This window comes from Pararhodobacter zhoushanensis (assembly GCF_003990445.1).
Taxonomy (GTDB): domain Bacteria; phylum Pseudomonadota; class Alphaproteobacteria; order Rhodobacterales; family Rhodobacteraceae; genus Pararhodobacter; species Pararhodobacter zhoushanensis.
In genome coordinates this window covers 89,743-111,181 of sequence record NZ_REEZ01000009.1, presented here as the reverse complement: position 1 = coordinate 111,181, position 21,439 = coordinate 89,743, and the positions used below count along the sequence as shown (strand labels likewise).

18 protein-coding genes are annotated in these 21,439 nt (G+C 64.9%); 8 read left to right on the top strand and 10 right to left on the bottom strand.

Annotation, left to right across the window (positions count from 1 at the left end; genetic code table 11):
* Positions 1–17 precede the first annotated feature (17 nt).
* The 5 genes from EAE28_RS17705 to EAE28_RS17685 form a co-directional block, all read right to left on the bottom strand.
* Positions 18–947, bottom strand: coding sequence for an ABC transporter permease (locus EAE28_RS17705; RefSeq protein WP_406622265.1), 930 nt, complete (start codon positions 945–947; stop codon positions 18–20).
* Positions 913–1,923: an ABC transporter permease gene (locus tag EAE28_RS17700; RefSeq protein WP_127108738.1), complete on the bottom strand. Its 1,011-nt coding sequence runs from the start codon at positions 1,921–1,923 to the stop codon at positions 913–915. Before EAE28_RS17700 ends, EAE28_RS17705 begins: the two co-directional genes overlap by 35 nt.
* Positions 1,924–1,997: 74 nt before the next feature.
* Positions 1,998–3,701 (bottom strand): peptide ABC transporter substrate-binding protein, encoded by a 1,704-nt coding sequence (locus EAE28_RS17695; RefSeq protein ID WP_127108736.1) that lies wholly within the window; start codon positions 3,699–3,701, stop codon positions 1,998–2,000.
* Entirely contained in the window at positions 3,698–4,750 is a 1,053-nt protein-coding gene (locus tag EAE28_RS17690; protein ID WP_127108734.1) for an ABC transporter ATP-binding protein, read from the bottom strand. The genes EAE28_RS17695 and EAE28_RS17690 overlap by 4 nt, the downstream gene beginning before the upstream one ends.
* Positions 4,747–5,742: an ABC transporter ATP-binding protein gene (locus EAE28_RS17685; protein WP_127108732.1), complete on the bottom strand. Its 996-nt coding sequence runs from the start codon at positions 5,740–5,742 to the stop codon at positions 4,747–4,749. Before EAE28_RS17685 ends, EAE28_RS17690 begins: the two co-directional genes overlap by 4 nt.
* Positions 5,743–6,011: 269 nt before the next feature.
* Between EAE28_RS17685 and argE the strand changes: the two genes are divergently transcribed.
* From argE to EAE28_RS17655, 6 genes are all read left to right on the top strand, one after another.
* Positions 6,012–7,184 (top strand): acetylornithine deacetylase, encoded by a 1,173-nt coding sequence (gene argE, locus EAE28_RS17680; protein ID WP_127108730.1) that lies wholly within the window; start codon positions 6,012–6,014, stop codon positions 7,182–7,184.
* Positions 7,181–7,870, top strand: a complete 690-nt coding sequence (locus EAE28_RS17675; RefSeq protein ID WP_127108728.1) for a type 1 glutamine amidotransferase — start codon at positions 7,181–7,183, stop codon at positions 7,868–7,870. The genes argE and EAE28_RS17675 overlap by 4 nt, the downstream gene beginning before the upstream one ends.
* Complete coding sequence (locus EAE28_RS17670) at positions 7,867–9,216, top strand: NAD(P)/FAD-dependent oxidoreductase (protein WP_127108726.1); 1,350 nt, start codon at positions 7,867–7,869, stop codon at positions 9,214–9,216. The genes EAE28_RS17675 and EAE28_RS17670 overlap by 4 nt, the downstream gene beginning before the upstream one ends.
* A 64-nt stretch (positions 9,217–9,280) precedes the next feature.
* Entirely contained in the window at positions 9,281–10,453 is a 1,173-nt protein-coding gene (locus tag EAE28_RS17665) for a M20 aminoacylase family protein (protein WP_127108724.1), read from the top strand.
* Positions 10,453–11,622 (top strand): M20 aminoacylase family protein, encoded by a 1,170-nt coding sequence (locus tag EAE28_RS17660; RefSeq protein ID WP_127108722.1) that lies wholly within the window; start codon positions 10,453–10,455, stop codon positions 11,620–11,622. Before EAE28_RS17665 ends, EAE28_RS17660 begins: the two co-directional genes overlap by 1 nt.
* 15 nt (positions 11,623–11,637) lie before the next feature.
* The gene (locus EAE28_RS17655; RefSeq protein ID WP_127108720.1) at positions 11,638–12,798 is read left to right on the top strand and encodes a M20 aminoacylase family protein; all 1,161 of its coding nucleotides are present in this window, start codon (positions 11,638–11,640) and stop codon (positions 12,796–12,798) included.
* 114 nt (positions 12,799–12,912) lie between these two features.
* Here EAE28_RS17655 and EAE28_RS17650 read toward each other — a convergent pair whose 3' ends face one another.
* The 5 genes from EAE28_RS17650 to EAE28_RS17630 are packed head-to-tail and all read right to left on the bottom strand — an operon-like array spanning position 12,913 to position 17,909.
* On the bottom strand, positions 12,913–13,296 hold the full coding sequence (locus tag EAE28_RS17650; protein ID WP_127108718.1) for a hypothetical protein: 384 nt from the start codon (positions 13,294–13,296) through the stop codon (positions 12,913–12,915).
* On the bottom strand, positions 13,296–14,384 hold the full coding sequence (locus EAE28_RS17645) for an EscU/YscU/HrcU family type III secretion system export apparatus switch protein (protein WP_127108716.1): 1,089 nt from the start codon (positions 14,382–14,384) through the stop codon (positions 13,296–13,298). Before EAE28_RS17645 ends, EAE28_RS17650 begins: the two co-directional genes overlap by 1 nt.
* Complete coding sequence (locus tag EAE28_RS17640; protein ID WP_246022431.1) at positions 14,381–15,172, bottom strand: flagellar biosynthetic protein FliR; 792 nt, start codon at positions 15,170–15,172, stop codon at positions 14,381–14,383. The genes EAE28_RS17645 and EAE28_RS17640 overlap by 4 nt, the downstream gene beginning before the upstream one ends.
* Positions 15,169–17,250: a flagellar biosynthesis protein FlhA gene (gene flhA, locus EAE28_RS17635; protein ID WP_127108713.1), complete on the bottom strand. Its 2,082-nt coding sequence runs from the start codon at positions 17,248–17,250 to the stop codon at positions 15,169–15,171. Before flhA ends, EAE28_RS17640 begins: the two co-directional genes overlap by 4 nt.
* The gene (locus EAE28_RS17630; RefSeq protein WP_246022423.1) at positions 17,247–17,909 is read right to left on the bottom strand and encodes a transglycosylase SLT domain-containing protein; all 663 of its coding nucleotides are present in this window, start codon (positions 17,907–17,909) and stop codon (positions 17,247–17,249) included. The genes flhA and EAE28_RS17630 overlap by 4 nt, the downstream gene beginning before the upstream one ends.
* A gap of 274 nt (positions 17,910–18,183) precedes the next feature.
* Here EAE28_RS17630 and EAE28_RS17625 point away from each other — a divergent pair, with 274 nt between their 5' ends.
* Both EAE28_RS17625 and EAE28_RS17620 read left to right on the top strand, forming a co-directional pair.
* Entirely contained in the window at positions 18,184–18,390 is a 207-nt protein-coding gene (locus EAE28_RS17625; protein WP_127108711.1) for a cold-shock protein, read from the top strand.
* A 204-nt stretch (positions 18,391–18,594) separates the two neighbouring features.
* Positions 18,595–21,438, top strand: coding sequence for a monovalent cation/H+ antiporter subunit A (locus EAE28_RS17620; RefSeq protein ID WP_127108709.1), 2,844 nt, complete (start codon positions 18,595–18,597; stop codon positions 21,436–21,438).
* The last annotated feature ends 1 nt before the right edge of the window (position 21,439 follow it).

The following is a 21,439-nucleotide window of genomic DNA, read 5'->3' as shown; positions in this document are numbered from 1 at the left end:
CGGCCCCCTTTGTCGTTTCAGCGGCCCCGGATCCGGGGGTCGAGCGCGTCGCGCAACCCGTCACCGATGTAGTTCACGCTGAGCACCACCAGCGAGATGAACACACCCGGCAGCATCGCCCGCGACGGGTATTGCTGCAGGTAATCGATGCCGTCGCTCACCAACCGGCCCCAGGTGGGAAAGTCCGGCGGAAAGCCCATGCCCAGAAAGCTGAGCGCGCTTTCGGTGATGATCGCGGTGGCGATCATCAGCGTGGCGGACACCATCACCGGCGACAGCACATTGGGCAGGATGTGCCGCGTGATCAGACGGCGGTTCGGCGTGCCGATGGACCGCGCGGCCAGAACGTATTCGCGCTCTTTCAGCGCCAGCACGTCGCCGCGCACCACCCGCGCGGTGCGCATCCACGACGTGATCGCAATCGCGGTGACGATCATCAGGAACATGCCGGTCTCGACCCCGAACATCGCTGACAGCTTCTGGCGAAACAGCATCGACATGACCAGCAAGAGCGGCAGCAGGGGCAGGGCGAGGAACAGGTCGGTCAGGCGCATCAGCGGCCCGTCGAGCCGGCGGAAATACCCCGCCAGCACACCGATCAGCGCACCCAGAAACACGGACAGCACCATCGCGGCAATGCCGACGGCCAGAGAAACCTGCCCGCCCTTCATCATCCGGGCAAAGATATCCCGGCCCAGCTGATCCGTGCCAAAGGGATGCGCCCATGAGGGACCCTGATTGCGCGACCGGATGTCGATGTAGGTCGCGCTGTACTCCCACAGGAACGGCCCGATAAAGCAGAACGCGCAGATCAGCAGGAACACGATGCTGCCGATCACGGCGCCGCGGTGGGTCTTGAACTGGTCCCAGACGTCCCACCACTGGTTGCGGGGCGGGCGGATTGTGCCGACGTCAGTCATAACGGATCCTCGGGTCAAGCACGGCATACAGAATGTCGGCGATGAGGTTGAAGAGAACGATCAGGATGGCGAAGACGACCGAGAGGGTCAGCACCATCGGAAAGTCCGAGGCATAGATTGCGATGATCAACAACTGACCCAGCCCGTTCACGCGGAACACCTGTTCGGTGATGATCGCGCCGGTGAACACCGTCGGGATCCCCAGCGCGATGACCGTAACCACCGGGATCATCGAGTTGCGCAGGACGTGGACAAGGATGGTGACCCGCTCGGTCATGCCCTTGGCGCGGGCAGTGCGAACATAGTCCTGCATCATGTTGTCGAGCATCGAGGCGCGCATGAAGCGGGTGATCTGGGCCGCATTGTAAAGCGTCAGCACAAACACCGGCATCGCCATCTGTCTGAGCTGCAAGGCGAAATCATACCAGCTGTCGACGACGAGGGTGGTGTCATAGATGATCGGGAACCAGCCCAGCCAGATCGAGAAGATCAGGATCAGAAGCGGCCCGGTGAAGAAGGTGGGCAGCGAGAACCCGACCATCGAAATGAACGTTCCGGCCTGATCGAACCACGAGTATTGCTTGTAGGCCGAATAGATGCCGATCGGCAGGGCCAGCAGGATGCCGAAGATATAGCTGAGACCGACGACCCACAGCGTCTGCGGCAGGCGCTGCGCGATGATATCGGCGACCGGTGAGCGGCTCTGGAACGAGATGATCCGCTGACCCTCAATCGCGAGGCTCTGGATGCCGGTCAGGTTGGCCAGCACATGACTGGGTTCAACGACCGAGAACAGATAGAGCCATTTGAAGAAGCGGATGTACCAGGCCTCGCCCAGACCGAGGGCGATACGCATCTGCTCGCGCACTTCGGGCGGGATCGTCAGCGGCATGTCGGACATCGGATCGCCCGGCGACAGCTCGAGCAGCAGGAAGATCGTCAGAGCGATGAACAAAAGCGTCGGGATTGCCAGCAGCAATCGTCGAAGGGTGTAGTTGAACATGGGGAGCGGCGCCTTGGTTCAGCGTTCCGGGAAGGAAGGGCCCGCCTGAGAGGCGGGCCCGACGTGATCGGCCGTTACTGGATGCGGTACCAGTCTGCGATGTTCCACAGACCCGAATCCCAGACGTTCAGCTGCACGCCGCCAAGGCTGTTGGCGTGGGCATCGACGCGACCACGGTCAACCAGCGGCACAACGACGAAGTTCTGAACCAGGATGTCGTTCAGCTGACGCGCGATGCGGCCACGATCTTCGATGGCAGCGGTCTGCGCCAGTTCATGGTGCAGGGCGTCATACTCGGGATCGCAGAAGCGGTTGATGTTCTCACCCTGCCATTGGGTCGACGGGCGCGGTTCCAGACCACACCGCCAGGCGCCCAGATAGCTTTCAGGGTCGGTGCCGGTGAAGTTGTTGGCGTACATTTCCACGTCGGCATAGAACTTCTGGAACGTGTCGGGCGAACCCGGATCACCGCCGAAGAACACCGAAGCGTTCACGTTGCGCAGGTTGGCTTCGACGCCAATCTCACGCCACCACTGCTGGATCAGCGCCTGAAAGTCCTGACGCACGGCGTTGGTCGAGGATTGGTAATCCATCACCAGACGCACGCCATCTTTCACGCGGATACCGTCGGGACCGGGAACCCAGCCCGCTTCATCCAGCAGCGCGCGGGCGCGGTCCAGATCCTGCGGGATGCAGTTATCGTTGGCTTCCGACGCAAAGACCGGCGGGTTCGGAACGATGTTACAGGCCGGACGACCCGCCGTGCCATAGCCGATTTCCACCAGCAGCTCGCGGTCGATGGCGCGGCTCAGCGCTTCACGAACGCGGATGTCCGACAGGATCGGGTGCGGCGCTTCGCGGGTCGACCGAATTTCCGGTGCCAGGCTCGGCGACGGATCGGTGAGGTTCATTTCGATCCGCTCAACCAGCGTTCCGAAAGCCGAGACCGGCACGCCCTGACCGCCTTGTGCCATCGTCGCGATGACATCGGGGGCCAGCTGCAGGTTCCAGGCGTAGTCCATTTCGCCGGTTTCCATGACGGCACGACCGGCCGAGGCTGCGTCGCCGCCGCCTTTCAGGGTCACCGTTGCGAAGTTTGGCAGCATCGGATCGCGGAAGTTCGGGTTGGCTTCCAGTTGGATCACGTCATTGGGACGGAAATCCGTCACGCGGAACGGGCCGGTGCCGATGGGCGAGAAGTTCGCTTCGGTGCATTCCGGCGCGCGGGCGCCGAGGCAGTTCTCGAACTGGGCACGCTGGATGATCGGCGAGGCTGCCGACACGAACGGACCGTAGGGAACCGGCTTTGGCACGGTGAAGTGCACGGTGACGGTCAGGTCATCGACGACTTCAACCGACTCGATGTCGTTGAAGTTGCGCAACTGGGCGCAGCCGCCTTCGGGGTGCATGCAGTATTCGGCGGTGAAGGCCACGTCCGCCGAGGTCAGCGGCGTGCCGTCGGACCACAGCAGGCCCGGGGTGATGCGCCAGGTGATCGACATCAGGTCTTCGGACACGCCGCCGTTTTCAACGGTCGGGATCTCGTCAACCAGCCAGGGCGTCAGCACGCCTTCTGCGTCATAGCGCGCCAGAGGCTCCAGCACGATGCTGGACGCTTCCTGTTCCTTGGTGCCGCCCGACAGGTACACGTTCATGATCGACGGGGCTTGCCAGTAGATCAGGTTCAGGTGCCCGCTGTCCCCGCGATCGGCCGATGCCGCCAGGGGCATCAGCGCAAGTGCGGCAGCCGCCCCGCTCAGGGCTATTCTGCGTTTCATACAACCTCTCCTTGTTGGATTCGTGTTTGATTGTGCTCGACCTCGGCGCCACCGGTTTGTCCGGCGGTCTGGGGTATAAGATGGCACGCTGCGAAATGACCGGGAGCGACTTCTACGGTCACAGGCTCGGTCTCGCGGCAGATATCCATCACCTTGGGGCAGCGGGTGCAGAAGTTGCACCCTTTGGGCGGGTTGGCCGGTGAGGGCACGTCGCCTTGCAGAACGATGCGATCCTTGCGCCGTTCCAATGAGGGGTCCGGTTCAGGCACCGCCGACAGCAGCGCCTCGGTATAGGGGTGGGCCGGATGGTCATAGAGCCGCGACACCGGCGCCAGCTCGACAATCTTGCCCAGATACATCACCGCCACGCGGTCGGCGATGTGACGCACCATGCTCAGATCGTGGCTGATGAACATATAGGTCAGGCCGAACTGCTCTTGGAGCTCTTCCAGCAGGTTGACCACCTGCGCCTGAATCGACACATCCAGCGCCGCGATCGGCTCGTCACAGACGATGAACCGCGGGTTCAGCGCCAGAGCGCGCGCAATGCCGATGCGCTGGCGCTGGCCGCCCGAGAACGCGTGCGGATAGCGGTTGGCGAAGTCGCGGTTCAGGCCGACAGCATCCATCAGTTCATAGATGCGCTCGAGCTTTTTGGCACGGGGCCAGTTGGTGTGCTCGTCCAGCGGCTCGCCGATGATGCCTGCCACCGTCATGCGTGGGTTGAGACTGGCCTGCGGGTCTTGAAACACCATCTGCATGGCTGGACGTTTCTTGCGCAGCTCTTCCTGCGACAGGGTGGCGATATCGACGCCGTCGATCAGGATCGAACCCGCCGTGGTCTCATAGAGCCGCAGCACGGCGCGCCCGGCGGTGGACTTACCGCAGCCCGATTCGCCAACGATCCCCAGCGTTTCGCCTTCAAAGATGTCGAACGTCACGCCATCGACCGCCTTGACTGCCCCGACCTGCCGCCGCAACAGCCCGCCATAGATCGGGAAATGCAGCTTCAGGTCGATGACTTGCAGCAGTTTCTTGCGCTCGCTCATACCGGTACCCCTTGGTGATCCCAGTGACAGGCCACGTCATGGCCATTGCCGACGTCACGGCGCTGCGGGTTTTCGGTGCCGCAGCGTTCAAAGGCATGCGCGCAGCGCGCCATGAACGGGCAGGCGGTGGGGTGACGGCCCAGAATCGGCGGCTGGCCTTCGATCACCCGCAGCTTGGCGTCGCGGGTGCCGGTCAGTTTGGGCATCGTACGCAGCAAGGCGCGCGTGTAGGGATGCGCGGGGTTGGCGAAAATCTCGCGCACCGGGCCATGCTCGGCGACCTGACCGCCGTACATGACCATCACCCGATCAGCGATGCCCGCAATCACGCCCAGATCATGGGTGATCCAGATGATCGCCATGCCCAGCTTCTCGCGCAGCTCTTTCACCAATTCCAGAATTTGCGCCTGAATGGTGACGTCCAGCGCTGTCGTCGGTTCATCCGCGATCAGCACCTTGGGGTCACAGGCCAGCGCGATGGCGATCATCACGCGTTGGCGCATGCCGCCGGAAAACTGGTGCGGATAGTCGTCCAGGCGGCGGCGGGCATCGGGGATGCCGACCAGTTCCAGCAGTTCCACCGCCCGGTCGCGCGCCTTGGCCTTGGACAGGCCCATATGCTTGCGCAGCGGCTCGCAGATCTGGAAGCCCACGGTGAACACCGGGTTGAGCGAGGTCATCGGATCTTGAAACACAAACCCCACATCGCGGCCCCGGATCGCGCGCAGCTTGTCTTCACCGATGGCAAGCAGGTCGATGTCACCCAGCATGACCGTGCCTTCACGCACTTCAGCCGGAGGGGAAGGGAGAAGCCCCAGCAGGGACATCATGGTCACGGATTTACCCGAGCCGGATTCGCCAACAACACCCAGAAGTTCACCGGGGCGAAGATCGAAGCTGACGGAGTTGACGGCATGCACTTCGCCAGAGCGTGTGCTGAAAACGGTCTTGAGGTCCTTGACGTCAAGAACCGGCGTAGCCCCATCGGGCATGCGCATCTCCCTGTTTGTTATTATCCCGTTCAGTAGGTCTGAATCGGCTGTTGTTTCGATGAGCTTGGCAACATTCAAACGACCTAGCAAGCCTAAATCCGTGTAGTTATACAGGTGTCTAACCCCCGCTTTTGCGCAAACATTGTGCACTATGCGGTTCGGAGAGGCCGAATTTGCTTGGAGTTGCGCCATGGACTTGCTGCTGTCTTGGGCTTGACCTCTCAATCCATGCACAGCGAGGATAGCCTGTGCGACATGCGGAGACAGTGATGATACCGACCCAAGAAACGACCCTCACGGCCCGAGAGATTCTGGAGAAACTGATCGCGTTTCCCACCGTGAGTCGCGATACGAACCTGCCCTTGGTGGACTGGGTTCAGGACTATCTGTCCGCGCATGGCATCGCGTCCGAGCGCATCCTGTCACCTTGCGGGACCAAGGCGCATCTCTATGCGCAAGTCGGCCCGGATGCGGCGGGCGGGGTGATTCTGTCGGGGCACACCGATGTCGTGCCAGTCGACGGGCAGGCCTGGACGACCGACCCCTGGGTGCTGACCGAAAAGGATGGCGCGCTGTTCGGGCGTGGCACCTGCGACATGAAGGGCTTCGATGCGCTGGCGATTGCCGCGATGGTTGCCGCGACGAAAGCACCGCTGAAAAAGCCGCTGCAACTGGCGCTCAGCTATGACGAAGAGGTTGGCTGCATGGCCGTGGCTGATCTGGTCGAGGCGATGGTCGGCTCGGATCTGCCACGCGCCGAATCGGTCATCGTGGGAGAGCCCTCGATGATGAAGGTTGTGACCGGCCACAAGGGCGGTGTGGGCCTGAACGTGCATATTCACGGGTTCGAGGTGCATTCCTCGATGCAGCCTTACGGCGTCAGTGCCGTGATGGAAGCCGCGCGGCTGATCGACTGGGCCAACCAGCAGAACGCCGCCAACGCGCTGGCGGAACCCAGCACGCTGGCCGCCCCGTTCGATCCGCCGTTTTCGACCCTGCATGTCGGCATGATCAGCGGCGGCACGGCGCATAACATCACCGCCAAGGACTGCGAGTTCCTGATCTCGGTGCGTCAGGTGCCGGGCGATACGGGCTGGGGCGACAAGATCATCGCCGCCGCGCGCGAGATCGAAGCCGGGATGAAGGCGATTCGACCCGAGGCCTCGATCGAGCTGTCGAGCACCTTTGGCGTGCCCGCGCTTGCGCCCGAGCATGGCGGACCGGCTGAAACGCTCTCGCGTCGTCTGACCGGCGACAATGGCGAGCATGTGGTCAGCTATGGCACCGAAGGCGGGCAGTTTCAGGTTCGCGGCTATTCCGCCGTCGTCTGCGGACCCGGCGACATCGCGCAGGCGCACCAGCCCGACGAATTCCTGACGCTGGAGCAATTCGCGGCAGGGCAAGAGTTCATGGACCGGCTGATCGACGACCTCTGCCAATGAGCCGGATTCTGCTGGTCGAGCATCTGGACGACACGCCGCCCCCTGACCGGGTGCGGCTGTTTCTTGAGCGGACCGGGCGGCCCTATGAGGTGCTGCGCCCGTTTGCCGGGGATGCTCTGCCAGATGATCTGGCGGACATCGGCGCGGTCGTGATCTACGGCGGCGCGCAAGAGGCGTATCAGACCGACCTCTATCCCTATCTGGCCGACGAACACGCCTTTATCCGCCGCGCGGTCGCGGCGGATGTGCCGCTGCTTGGCATCTGTCTGGGCGCGCAGAACATCGCGTTTGCGCATGGGGCAGAGGTTCGGACACGCGCGGATGAAGCCTATGAGTTCGGCTACTACCCGGTCGTGCCGACCGAAGCCGGGCGTGGGCTGTTCGGCGATGCGCCTGCGGTGATGCCGCAGTGGCACTGGCACAATGCGGTACTGCCCGAGGGGGCCGAACTGCTCGCGTCAAGCGAGCTATTCGCCAATCAGGCGTACCGGCTGGGCTCGGCCTGGGGCTTCCAGTTTCACCCTGAGGTCACGCCGGAGGTGATGCGCTTCTGGCAAGGGCTCGACATGGCGCCCTGGGGCGCTCCCGGCGCGCAGACGCTGGCCGAGCAAGAGGCGCTTATGGCCGCGCATGACCCGGCAATCGACGGCTGGTTCAACGGGTTTCTGGCGGAGTTCTTTGCATGACCGGCTTCCCCTTCGCCGGGCCTTTGCCGGTCGAGCATCAGGCACCTTTGCCCAAGGCCGCCGATGTCGTGGTGATCGGCGGCGGCATCGCCGGGATCAGCGCGGCGTGGGAGCTGGCGGGCAAGGGGCTGTCGGTGGTGGTCTGCGAAAAGGGCAGGGTGGCGGCCGAGCAATCGGGCCGCAACTGGGGCTGGATACGGGTGCAGGGGCGCGATCCGGCTGAGATCCCGCTGGCGATCGAAGCCCGCGCGCTGTGGCAGCGCTGGTCGGATCGGTTGGGGCCAGAGCTGGGCTACCGCCGCGTCGGCGTGACCTACATGGCCAGGACCGAGGCCGAAATGGCCGGGTTCGAGGACTGGCTGACCAAGGCAAGCGCGCATGATCTCGACAGCCGGATGATCACCGCCGCCGAGACCGAGCGCCTGATCAAGGCGGCACCGGGGACGTGGATCGGCGGGATGCACACGGCCTCGGATTGCCGGGCTGAACCTTGGGTCGCCTTGCCGATGATCGCGCGTGCGGTGGCGCAGGCGGGGGGCGTGGTGATCCGCGAAAGCTGCGCGGTGCGCGCGCTGGACATCGAGGCGGGGCGGGTGACCGGCGTGATCACCGAGCACGGGCGCATCAAGGCCGATGCCGTGGTGTTGGCCGGGGGCGCGTGGTCATCGCTGTTGCTGCGCTCGGCAGGGGTGTCGCTGCCACAGCTGGCGGTCTTGTCGTCGGTGTCGGCCACGGTGCCGCTGCCCGATATTGCCGCGGGTGCGGCGGCGGATGAGGACTTCGCGATCCGGCGGCGGGCGGATGGCGGCTATACTCTGGCGCCGGGCACCCCGCCGGTTATGTTCGTCGGCCCCGATGCGTTCCGGCACTTCGGCGCCTATCTCACCATCCTCAAAGCCGACTGGCGGCGAACCAAACTGCGCCCCGCAGCCCCGCGCGGATACCCCGACAGCTGGACCACCCCGCGCCGCTGGTCCGCCGATCAGCCCGGCCCGTTCGAGGCGATGCGCGTGCTCAACCCCGCACCGGACAACAATGCGATCGAGGCTGCGCGCGAGGCCTTCGCGCGGGCGTTCCCTGCTTTGGGAAAACCCGAACTTGCCGCCAGCTGGGCCGGGATGATCGACACCATGCCCGACGTGGTCCCCGTGCTCGACCACATCCCCGCGCTGCCCGGTCTGGTGCTGGGCACCGGGCTGTCCGGCCACGGCTTCGGCATCGGGCCCGCCGTGGGCCGGGTGCTTGCCGATCTGGTGACCGGCAATGATCCGGGCCATGACCTCAGCCGCTTCAGATTTGGGCGGTTTTCGGATGGCAGCAGGGTGACGCCGGGGCCGGCCCTGTGACAAGCCTTGCTACCCTCGATTTTCCGCGCCAAGTTCACAGGTGAAGAAACTCAAGGAGTCGCCGATGCCCGTCCGCAATCGTCTCGCTGAGATGCACCCCGAGATCACCGCCTGGCGGCATGATCTGCACGAAAACCCCGAGCTGATGTACGACCTGCCGCGCACCTCGGGCATCGTCGCCGACAAGCTCAAGGGCTTTGGCTGCGATGAGGTGGTCAGCGGCATCGGGATTTCCGGCGTGGTCGGGGTGATCCGGGGCAATCGGACCGACTCGGGCAAGGTGATCGGCTTTCGCGCCGACATGGACGCGCTGCCGATCAACGAGGCAACGGGGCTGGAGTTCGCCAGCAAGACCCCCGGCAAGATGCACGCCTGCGGCCATGACGGGCACACCTCGATCCTGCTGGGCGCGGCGAAATACCTTGCCGAGACGCGTAACTTCAACGGCACCGTCGTGCTGGCCTTTCAGCCCGCCGAAGAGGGCGGCGCGGGCGGCAAGGCGATGGTCGATGACGGGCTGATGGACCGCTGGGGCGTGCAGGAGATTTACGGTCTGCACAACATGCCCGGCTTTCCCGTCGGCCAATTCGCCACGCGGACCGGCCCGCTGATGGCCTCGGCGGATGAATTCGAGATCACCGTGACCGGCAAGGGCGGCCATGCCGCGATGCCGCATCAGACGATCGATACCACGCTGGTCGCCAGCCATATCGTCATAGCCCTGCAGAGCATCGTCTCGCGCAACATCGACCCTTTGGGCAGTGTCGTGGTGAGCGTCGGCAGCTTTCGCACCGATTCCGTCGCCTCGAACGTGATCGCGCATGAGGTCACGCTGAAAGGCACCGTGCGCACGCTGGACCCGGCGCTGCGCCTTCTGGCGCAGCAACGGATCGAGGCGTTGGTGCCCGCCACGGCGCAGGCATACGGCGCGGTGGCGGCGGTGGATTACCGGCTGGGCTATCCGGTGACGGTGAACCACCCCGAGCAGACCGATTTCGCCGCCGATTGCGCCGAGGAAGTCTCAGGCTCGGTGATCCGCGACATCGCACCCGTGATGCCCGCCGAGGATTTCGCCTTCATGCTCGAGGCCCGGCCCGGCGCCTATCTGTTCCTTGGCAACGGCGACACGCCGATGTGCCACCATCCCGCCTATCAGTTCGACGACGCGATCATCCCGGTCGGTTGCAGCTGGTTCGTCACCCTCGCTGAACGTCGTATGCCGTTGGAGATCAACTGATGCCCGTCAAGAACCGTTTCGCCGAACTGCACCCCGAGATCGCCGAATGGCGTCAGGATCTGCACGCGCATCCCGAGCTGCGTTTCGATCTTCCCCGAACAACGGCCAAGGTCGCGGCCCTGCTGCGTGACTTTGGTGTCGATGAGGTGACCGAAGGCGTCGGCCAGTCGGGAATCGTTGCGGTGATCAAGGGGCGGCAGAGCGGCTCGGGCAAGGTGCTGGGGTTCCGCGCCGACATGGACGCGCTGCCGATCATCGAGGCCACAGGGTTGCCGCATGCCTCGACCGATGCGGGCAAGATGCACGCTTGCGGGCATGACGGGCATACCTCGATCCTGCTGGGCGCGGCGAAATACCTCGCCGAGACGCGCAATTTCGACGGCACCGTGGTGCTGGCTTTTCAGCCCGCTGAAGAGGGCGGCGGCGGGGCGCGGGCGATGCTGAAAGACGGGCTTATGGACCGCTGGGGCATTCAGGAGGTTTACGGGCTGCACAACATGCCGGGCCTGCCCGCCGGTCAGTTCGCGATCAAATCGGGGCCGTTGCTGGCAGCGGCAGATTTCTTTGAGATCACCGTCAAGGGCAAGGGCGGCCACGGCGCGCAGCCGCATGTCAGCTACGATTCGACGCTGGCAGCCTCGGCCATCGTGATGGCGATGCAGCAAGTGGTGGCGCGTAACGTGGACCCGCAGCAACCGGCGGTGGTTTCCGTTACCGGCTTTGCCACGGATACGATGGCGCATAACGTCATCCCGGCCTCGGTCAAACTGACCGGCACGGTACGCACGTTCGATGTGCCGACCAAGGAAATGATCCGCGACCGCATGAAGGTGATCGCGGACTCGACGGCGGCGGCGTATGGCGCCACGGTCGAGTTCCTCTATGTCGACGGTGTGCTGCCGACGATCAACGCCGAGGATCAGACCGACTACGCGATGGCGGCGGCGCAACTGGTTGCGGGATCGGTGAAAACCGATGTCGTGCCCTCGATGGGCGGCGAGGATTTCTCGGAAATGCTGGCCGAGCGTCCGGGCGCGTTCATCCTGCTGGGCAATGGTGCCTCGGCCGATCTGCACCACCCGGAATACGAATTCAACGACGAGGCGATCCCGGCGGGCTGCAGCTGGTTCGCCACGCTGGCTGAACAGCGCATGCCGCTGAACGCCTGAGCGAGGAGAGACAGAATGCCGGTCAAGAACCGTTTTGCCGAACTGCTGCCCGAGATCACGGCGTGGCGGCGCGATTTTCATGAGAACCCGGAACTGCTGTTCGACGTGAACCGCACCGCCGGGATCGTCGCCGAAAAGCTGCGCAGTTTTGGCTGTGACGAGGTGGTCGAGGGGATCGGCCGAACCGGCGTGGTGGCGGTGATCAAGGGCCGCGCCACGGCGTCGGGCAAGGTGATCGGGCTGCGCGCCGATATGGATGCGCTGCCGATCTTTGAAGCGACGGGCGCGCCGCATGCGTCCAAGACCCCGGGCAAGATGCACGCCTGTGGCCATGATGGGCACACCGCCATGCTGCTGGGCGCGGCGCAATACCTGGCCGAGACGCGCAACTTCGACGGCACGGCGGTGATCATCTTCCAACCCGCCGAAGAGGGCGGCGCGGGCGGCAAGGTGATGTGCGACGACGGGCTGATGGACCGTTGGGGCATTCAGGAGGTCTACGGCATGCACAACATGCCCGGCCTGCCGCTGGGCAGCTTTGCCATTCGCGAGGGGGCGTTCTTTGCCGGGACCGACACGTTCACCATCCATGTCGAGGGCAAGGGCGGGCATGCGGCCAAACCGCACGAGACGGTCGATACCACGGTCGTGGCCGCACAGCTGGTGACGGCGCTGCAAACCGTCGCCAGCCGCAACCATGATCCGGTGAAGAATCTGGTGGTTTCGGTGACGTCGTTCCGTACCGAATCCGAAGCGTTCAACGTGATCCCGCAGCATGTCGAGCTGCGCGGGACGGTGCGCACGATGGATGCCGACACCCGCGCGATGGCCGAGGTCCGGATCAAGGCGCTGGCCGAGGGGATCTGTTCGGGCTTCGGCGCGAAGGCCGCGGTGAATTACATCAAGGGCTATCCGGTGATGGTCAACAGCCCCGAGCAGACCGAGTTTGCCGCCCGCGTGGCCGAGAAAGTCTCGGGCAGCTGCGCGCCGGCGCCGCTGGTCATGGGCGGCGAGGATTTCGCCTTCATGCTCGAAGAGCGGCCGGGCGCGTATATTCTGGTCGGCAATGGTGACACGGCGATGGTGCACCATCCGGCCTATGATTTCGACGACAACGCGATACCCGCCGGATGTTCGTGGTGGGCGGAAGTGGTCGAGCAGCGGATGCCGGCGTAAGGGTCGGCGCGGCTCAGGGGCATCGAGCCCCTTCGCCGCGCGCGGGGGGCGCTGCCCCCCACGGCCTGACGGCCTCCCCCCGGGATATTTTTGGACAGATGAGGGGTGCGGGGCTTACGTCTTGCGCTCATTTTTTGTGCGCAGGTCGGTGTGGGCCTTTTGGCTGAGCGCATCGAGCACGGCGGCGCGGCCGAAGGCGCGGGCGGCGGCGGGTTTCTGGCGCAGCCAGTCGGCGGAGACGAGGGCGAGTTGCTGGTTGAGGCGGCGTTGCTGGACCTCGCTCCAGCGGCGATGGGCGAGGCGGGCGCCGATCATCGCGGGATCGGCGATGGCCTCGGCCGGGTCGAGCGGGGCTTCGGTCTTGCGCACGGTGTCGAGCGCGGATTGCAGCCGGGCGCGCGACTGGGCGACGGCGGCGAGTTTGGCCAGTTCGGCTTCACGGGTCAGGGCGGCGAGTTGGGCTAGCCGGGCAAGGGACCGGGCGCGGCGGGGGTCCATCAGCGCGATCCTTTGCGGGCGCGGACCTTGCTGCGCATCGCGTCGGCGAAGCGGATGGCGGCGGCGACGGGCTGGTAATGATCAGGGCTGATCTCGCGCCCCAGATCGACGGTGGCGTGCAGGGCGCGGGCGGTTGGCGGGTCGGCATGGATCGGCACGCCCGCTTCCTGCGCGGCCTTGCGGATGCGGGCGGCGATCTCGTCGACGCCTTTGGCCACGCAGACCGGCGCGCCGCTGCTGCCGGGGGTCCAGGCCAGCGCGACGGCGTAATGCGTCGGGTTCACGATGACCACGGCGGCGGTGGGAACGGCGGCAAGCATCTGGTTGGTGGCGATCTCATGCGCGCGCTGGCGGCGTTGCTGTTTGACATGGGGATCACCCTCGGCCTGTTTGTGATCCTCGCGCAGTTCCTGATGCGACATGCGCTGTTTGCGGGAATGGTCGAAGACCTGCCACAGGTGATCGAGCCCGCCGATTGCCACCATGATCACCACCACAAGCGTCCAGAATTCGGCCATCAGGCTCAGCATCGCCACGGTGGCCTGACCGGGGCTTTGACCGATGGTCAGCATCAGGTCGGGCAGACGGGCGGAAAGGAAGAGCCAGAGCAGGGTGGCATAGATTAGTAGTTTGAGGGCAGATTTGGCAAATTCGATCAGGCCGGAGAGGCCGAACTTGTTCTTGGCATTCGACAGCGGCGAGATGCGCGACAGTTTGGGCGAGAGTTTTTCGGGCGCAAAGACGATGCCGCGCAGGGCGAACAGGACGGCGAGGGCGCACAGGCCGGGGATCAGCATCGCCGGGGCCATGGCCGCGCCGATGCCCGAGAGCAGAGTTCCGCCAAGCGCGCTGCCGCCGCCCAAGAGCGCCGGCGCGATGCTGTCGGCGCGGTCCAGCAGGTTTGCGCCAATCGTGCCGATCCGCGGTGGCACCCAGCCGCCGGGCAGCAGGACCAGCGCCAGAAACCCCGCAGCTGCGGCGGCAGCGGTGAGGTCGGCGGTGCGGGGCAAATCGCCCTTGCGCCGCGCTTCGTCAAGCTTTCGCGGGGTGGCCTCGTGCGGGCGGTCGGCGCCGTCATCCTCGCTCATGGCGTGATGCTCAGCGGGTCCGTGAGCACGGTCAGAAAGGCGGGGAGCCAGAAGCGCAGCATGACGGGGGCGGCGATGAGCAGCAGGATCAGGCCGCCCAAAGTGAGGGCGGGGGCGCCGACAAAGGCCACCATCAGCTGCGGCATGGCGCGGTTGATCACGCCGAGGGCGAGGTTGTAGAGCCCGGCGCCGATCACGAAAGGGGCGGCCAGCGAAAAGGCCAGCGCGAAGGCATGCGAGACTTGTGCCACGCCCCATTGGGCCAGGGCCGAGGGGCTGGGCCAGAGGCCGGGCGGGAAGAGGTCATAAGACAGGACAAGATACTGCGCGAGGCGCTCGGGCAGGCCTGCCATCGCCGCCGCGCAGAGGCCGGCCATGACCAGCACATGCGAGATGGCCGGTTGTGGGTCGACACCTGCGCCGCCAAAGGCTTGCGCCAGCGACGTTGCCTGCGCAGCCTTGGTGCCCGCCATCTGCAAAACCATGACCATCAGGCGCAGCGCCATGCCCAGGATCAGCCCGATCAGGGATTCCGAGCCGATAAACAGCGCCACCGAGACCTGATTGGCGCGCGGCACCGGCAGGGTGCCGATCACGGCAGGGGCGATCACAACGGTTGTCGCGAGCGCCGCGATCAGCCGGATACGCGAGGGCACCACGCGTTCACCGAAGACAGGGACCAGGGCGAAGAGCGGGCCGATGCGGGCAAAGACCAGCCCGCCCGCCGCCAGATAGGCCTGCACCTGTGTCACCAGCGCCATCAGGGCGCTGAACATCTCGTCCGTCATGCGGCGACCTGTCCGACGAGGGCCGGGCGCGCCTCCATGCCGATTTCCTCGAACGCCAGTACCGGGGCGGCGACGTCGCGCGCCGCCATGACCGTACGCAGGAAGCGACGGCGGCGGGCAGGTGACACGAGGGCGGCATTGGTGCCGACCTCGGCCAGATCCGAGAAGGTATCAGCCAAGGCATTGGCGAGGCGTCCGAAATCAGCCGGGGGCAGGGCGATGTCCAGACTGCCACGCTCGCCGTCGATCTGGTACCGGTTGAAGATCTCTTCCCAGGCCGGGTCCAGCTGCACCAGCGGCAGCGTGCCGTCGGCGCGCTTTAGCCCGGCGACCAGCTGAAAGCCCATGCGCTGGCGGACATGTTCGCAGACAGCCTCGGGGCCCAGATGCTGGACGCGCAACTCGGCGATGCTTTCCAGTATCATCGGCAGATTGCGGATCGACACGCGCTCATCCAGCAGCAGGCGCAGTACGGCCAGAAGGGTGTCGATGGGCACCTTGTCGGGGATCAACTCGTCGATCAGGCGGCGGTTCGATTCGGCGCGGGAGCGGTCGGTAAGGTTGGTCATCTCATCGAGCATCCGGCGCAGGCCGCGCAGGGTGAGCAGGCGCGCGAAGTTGGATTTGAGCACTTCGAGCAGATGCGTCGCCAGCACCTCGGCCGGGCCAACAACGGTGAGGCCACTCAGCGCGGCGGTCTCTTCATCCTCAGCACTGATCCAGCGGGCGGGGGCGGCATAGACGGGCTCTTTGACGTCGATCCCGTCCGGGGCGCCCGCGCCGCCGCCATCGGGCAGCAGGGCAAGGCGACGGTCCGGGCGCAACCGGTCGCGGCCCTGTTCGACGCCTTGAATGAGGATGGCATATTCGCCGGGCGCGAGTCCGTGGTCGTCGGTCAACCGGATCTCGGGCAACAGCAGGCCGAAATTGCGCGCGACATGGTTACGCATGTTCATGATGCGCGCGTCGAGGCCGGTGGCGGGGTCCAGCACCATCGGCACCAGATCGGGGGCGAAGGTGACGTGGATCTCATCGAGGTCGAGCACATCGCCCAGTGACGTGCCCTGGTCTTCGCGCGCAGGGGGGGCCTCGGCAGCGGCTTTTCTGGCGGCCGCAGCGTGGCGGGCAGCCCAGGCCGACACGCCGAGAAGGGCGGCGCCGCTGACGAAGGGGACAAACGGCAGGCCGGGGATCAACGCCAGAAGGCCCATCAACAGCGCAACGGTGAGCAGGGCCGAGGGGTAGCGGCCCAGTTGGGCCACCAGCGCGCTGTCTGTCGCGCCGCTGGCCCCGCCGCGGGCGAGCAGCAACGCGGCGGCGATCGAGATGATGACGGCGGGGATCTGGCTGACAAGACCGTCTCCGACGGTGAGGATCGCATAGGTTTCAAAGGCTTCCCCAAGGGGCATGCCGTGCATCAGGGTGCCCATTAACAGCCCGACGGCGATGTTGAGCAGGGTGATCAAAAGCCCGGCGACGGCGTCGCCCTTGACGAATTTCGAGGCGCCGTCGAGCGAGCCGAAGAAGGTTGTCTCGGCCTGTTCCTGCTCGCGCCGGGCTTTGGCCTCGGCATGGGTGATGGCCCCGGCGGACATGTCGCTGTCGATGGCCAGCTGCTTGCCCGGCATCCCGTCGAGCGCGAAGCGCGCGCCGACTTCGGCCATGCGGCCCGCGCCTTTGGTGATGACGATGAAATTCACGATCAGCAGCACGCAGAACACCACGACGCCCAGAAACACGCTGCCGCCCATGATGAAGCTGGAAAACCCCTGAATCACGCTGCCCGCCGCCTGGGGTCCGGTGTGACCCTCGCCGATGATCAACCGGGTCGAGGAAACGTTGAGCGAGAGCCGCAGCATGAGCGACGCAAGCAGCACGGTAGGAAAGATCGAGAAATCCAGCGGGCGTTCGATGAACAGGGTGATGGTGAACATCAGGATTGCCAGCGCAAAGGATGCCGCGAGGCCGATATCGAGCATCCACGCGGGCATCGGCAGGATCATCATCACGATGACCGCCATCAGGGCGAGGGCCAGCAGGACCGTGGGCTGGAAGAGGTTCTTGAGCGAAAGGGTCATGGAGCAGCCTCGAACAGCGGACGGGCGGCGGGAAGGGCCAAAGGCACCAGCGAGGCCCCTTGGGTCAGGGCATCGGCCAACAGGGGAAAGGTGTTCACGCGGACCGACGGCGGGTCGGGGATGGTCGGGGCACTGCCGCTCAAACCCGCGCGCAGGGTGCTGAAGCGGGTGCGGTAGCGGTCAGCGAACTGCGGATTGCGCGAGTGATAGGCGCCTGCCGCGCCTTCCCACGAGCCGAACTCGTCATGGAGCGTTGCCAGCAGCCGGGCGGCATAGCGGGCGGCGGTCAGGGGATCGAGCAGGTCGTCAGGGCGGGTGAAGTTTTCGCCATGCCAATACCAGTTGATCTGAAAGCAGCCGAGATCAAACAACCTCTGGCCGCGCGCCAGCAACCGGTGGGCGAAATCCGCCGCCTCTTGCCGTGTGTCAAACCAATAGCCGCGCCCCTCGGCATTGGCGGTCCAGGGCCAGGGCCGCAGACGGCCCTGCGCCTGCCGCCCTGATTCCGTCAACGCGATGGCGAGCAGCACATCGACGGGCACGTTTGCCTCTCTCGCCGCCGCAACGGCGGCGGATTCGCATAATTCCGGCACCGCGCGGGCGGGCAGGGGTGCGGCATAGAGACACATGAGGGCAAGCAGCAACTGAGGCGTTTTCATCGCAGGTTCCGGGTTCTCCCATGCCCACCCTAGACCGCGTGTGGTTGATGAAAGATTGACGCCCGCCACGAGCCACCAGCAGCGGAACATGGCCCGGTGTTTGGCCTCTCTCCGCGAATTTCCTTGAGTCAGGGGCGGTTTTAGGGCAAATCAGGCAAGCGACGTTATCTCTATCGACCTGTCTAGGCCCCGCAACGGGCACCCTGCGCTCGATCCCGATTTGACTGAGCCGGGCTGTCACATTCTGTGGGCAGCGCTAAACAGGAGTATCACGATGGCCACTGGCACCGTGAAATGGTTCAACGCCACCAAGGGTTTTGGTTTCATCCAGCCCGAAGGCGGTCAGAAAGACATCTTCGTGCACATCACCGCGCTGGAGCGCGCTGGTCTGCGCGGCCTGGACGACGGTCAGAAAGTGACCTTCGATCTGGAAACCAGCCGTGACGGCCGCCAGTCGGCGACCAACCTCGCGCTGGCCTAAGTCGATTTCGCACCTTTGCGGTGCGGTTGGGCGGCCCCGAAACGGGCCGCCCATTTAATTTTCAAGGGGGCCTCACGGCCCTGTGATCGCGTCGGTTTTGCTTGACTTCCTGTCTGTGATTTCAATGTTAAGGCCGCGGGTTGGAGTGAGCCCGTCCCACCCCAACGGCGCCCTGCAAGGCTGCCCTCGGACAAAGGAACCTGCATGTCCCTTGCCCTGATTGCGGCGCTGCCTTTTCTTGGCGCTCTTCTTCCCGGCCTGATGATCCGCGCGGGTCGCAACACCTGCGCCAGCGTCACCTTCTCGGTTACCGCCCTGGCGCTGATCGGCTTGCTGCTGAACGCCCCTGCGGTGATGCGCGGCGAGGTGATTACCCAAGGGTGGGACTGGTTGCCGGTCATCGGTCTGAACGTGACCTTCATGCTCGACGGGCTGGGTCTGCTGTTCGCCACGATGATCCTTGGCATCGGTCTGCTGATCATCGTCTATGCGCGGTTCTATCTGTCCAAAGACGACCCGATGGGCAATTTCTTCACCTATCTGCTGCTCTTTCAGGGCGCGATGGTGGGGATTGTTCTGTCCGACAACATCCTGCTTTTGCTGGTCTTCTGGGAACTGACCTCGCTCTCGTCCTTCCTGCTGATCGGCTTTTGGAAGCATCTGCCCGAAGGTCGTCAAGGGGCCCGGATGGCGCTGGCCGTGACCGGCCTCGGCGGGCTGGCGATGATCGGCGGGATGCTGATTCTGGGTCAGATCGCGGGCAGCTACAACATCCACGAGATCCTGCAGCAGGGCGACGCGATCCGGTCGTCGGAATACTACCTGCCCGCGCTGATCCTGATCCTGCTGGGCGCGTTTACCAAGTCGGCTCAGTTCCCGTTCCATTTCTGGCTGCCGCATGCCATGGCCGCACCGACGCCGGTGTCGGCCTATCTGCACTCGGCCACCATGGTGAAGGCCGGGCTGTTCCTGATGGCGCGGCTCTGGCCGGTGCTGTCGGGCACGCCCGAGTGGTTCTGGCTGGTCGCCGGGGCAGGGCTGATCACCATGGTGCTGGGTGCGGTGATTGCGCTCTTCAAGGATGACCTCAAGGCGCTGCTGGCGTTCTCGACGGTCTCGCATCTGGGCCTGATCACGCTGCTCTTAGGGCTGGGCACCGAGTACGCGGCGACGGCGGCGGTGTTCCACATCATCAACCACGCTACCTTCAAAGCCGCGCTCTTCATGACCGCCGGGATCGTCGATCACGAGGCGCATACCCGCAACATCCGCCTGCTGGGCGGGTTGCGCAAACTGATGCCGGTGACGTTTACCATCGGCACGATTGCGGCGCTGTCGATGGCAGGCATCCCGTTCTTCAACGGCTTTCTGTCCAAGGAAATGATGCTGGAGGCCGCGCATGACACCGGCACCTGGTTTGCGGTGATTGCCACGATTGGCGCGATCTTCTCGGTCGCCTATTCGCTGCGTTTCATCTTCCACACCTTCCTGGGGCCGGTACGCAACGACTATCCGCACCACCCGCATGATCCGGGCTTCGGCATGTGGGTATCCCCGGCGATTCTGGCGGTGCTGGTGCTGGTGATCGGGATTTTCCCGGCGCAGACGGTTGGAAGTTTTGTTGATGTCGTTGCCAGCGCGGTGACCGGCGAGACGGTGCACATGCATCTGGCGCTGTGGCATGGCGTGACCCCGGCGCTGATCATGTCGGGCATCGCGGTCGCTGTGGGGATCGTGCTGCTGGCCTTCCAGCGCGGCCTCGCACCCTTCTGGGACAACGCCCCGCGGCCCGAGGCCAAGTCGATCTTTGACGCCATTGTCGAGTCTGCTGCGCGCGGTGCCGATGAGCTGACGCTGGCGCTGCATGACGGCGCGATCTCGCGTTATCTGGGGATCTTTACCGTGGTCGTCGTCGCCTATGGCGCCTGGGCGTTCTGGGGCGGGTCGTTCACGCCGGGGACGCGGGCGATGCTGCCGGTGGGGCCGGTCGAGCTGATCTTCTTCGTGCTGATCATGGTCGCGTCTATCGGCGTGGTCGCGGTTCACCGGATGCGCTTTGTCTCGCTGATTGTGATCTCGATCTGCGGGCTGGTGGTGTCGATGACCTTCGTGCGCTTCTCGGCCCCCGATCTGGCCCTGACCCAGCTGACGGTCGAGGTGGTGACGGTCATCCTGCTGCTGCTGGCGCTGAACTATCTGCCCAAGGAAACCCCACGCGAATCGTCACCCGCGCGCCGGATCCGTGACGGTGTTATCGCGCTGGTTGCGGGTGGGGGTGTCGGCGCGCTGGCTTACGCCATCCTGACCCGCGACATGAGCCTGCCGACCATTGCCGACTACCATGTCGCCAACTCGTATATCGGCGGCGGCGGCAATAACGTAGTCAACGTGATCCTCGTCGACTTCCGCGGCTTTGATACGATGGGCGAGATCACCGTGCTGGGGATCGGCGCGCTGGTGATCTATGCGCTGGTCGAAGTGATCCTTGTCGGCCCGGCCTCGCGCCGGTTGATGAACTGGGTGCCCGATATGGCGCAGGCGCGGGACCGCCACCCGCTGATGATGGTGGTGGCAACCCGCGTCGCGCTGCCGATTTCGCTGGTGGTGGGGATTTATATCTTCCTGCGCGGCCATAACGAGCCGGGCGGCGGGTTCATCGCCGGTCTGGTCGTCGCCATCGCCTTGTTGATGCAATACATGGCATCCGGCTTCGCCTGGACACAGGAACGCCAGAAGGTTGCCTATCACGGCGTGATCGCCACTGGTGTGCTGATCGCTGTGGTGACCGGGCTGGTCAGCATGGTGCTGGGCTGGAATTTCCTGACCTCGAGCAGCGTCTACGTCGAGATCTGGCCGCTGGACAAAATCCACCTTGCCAGTGCCGCGGCTTTCGATCTGGGGGTGTTCCTGACCGTCGTTGGCGCCGTGATGCTGGCGCTGGCCAGCCTCAGCCGGATCGGCGTGCGGGCAGGCGAGGGGGTTAACCTGACCCCCATGGACATTGACCCGCGCGCCAATCTGGTCGCCAAGATTGAAGAGGCCCGCTGAC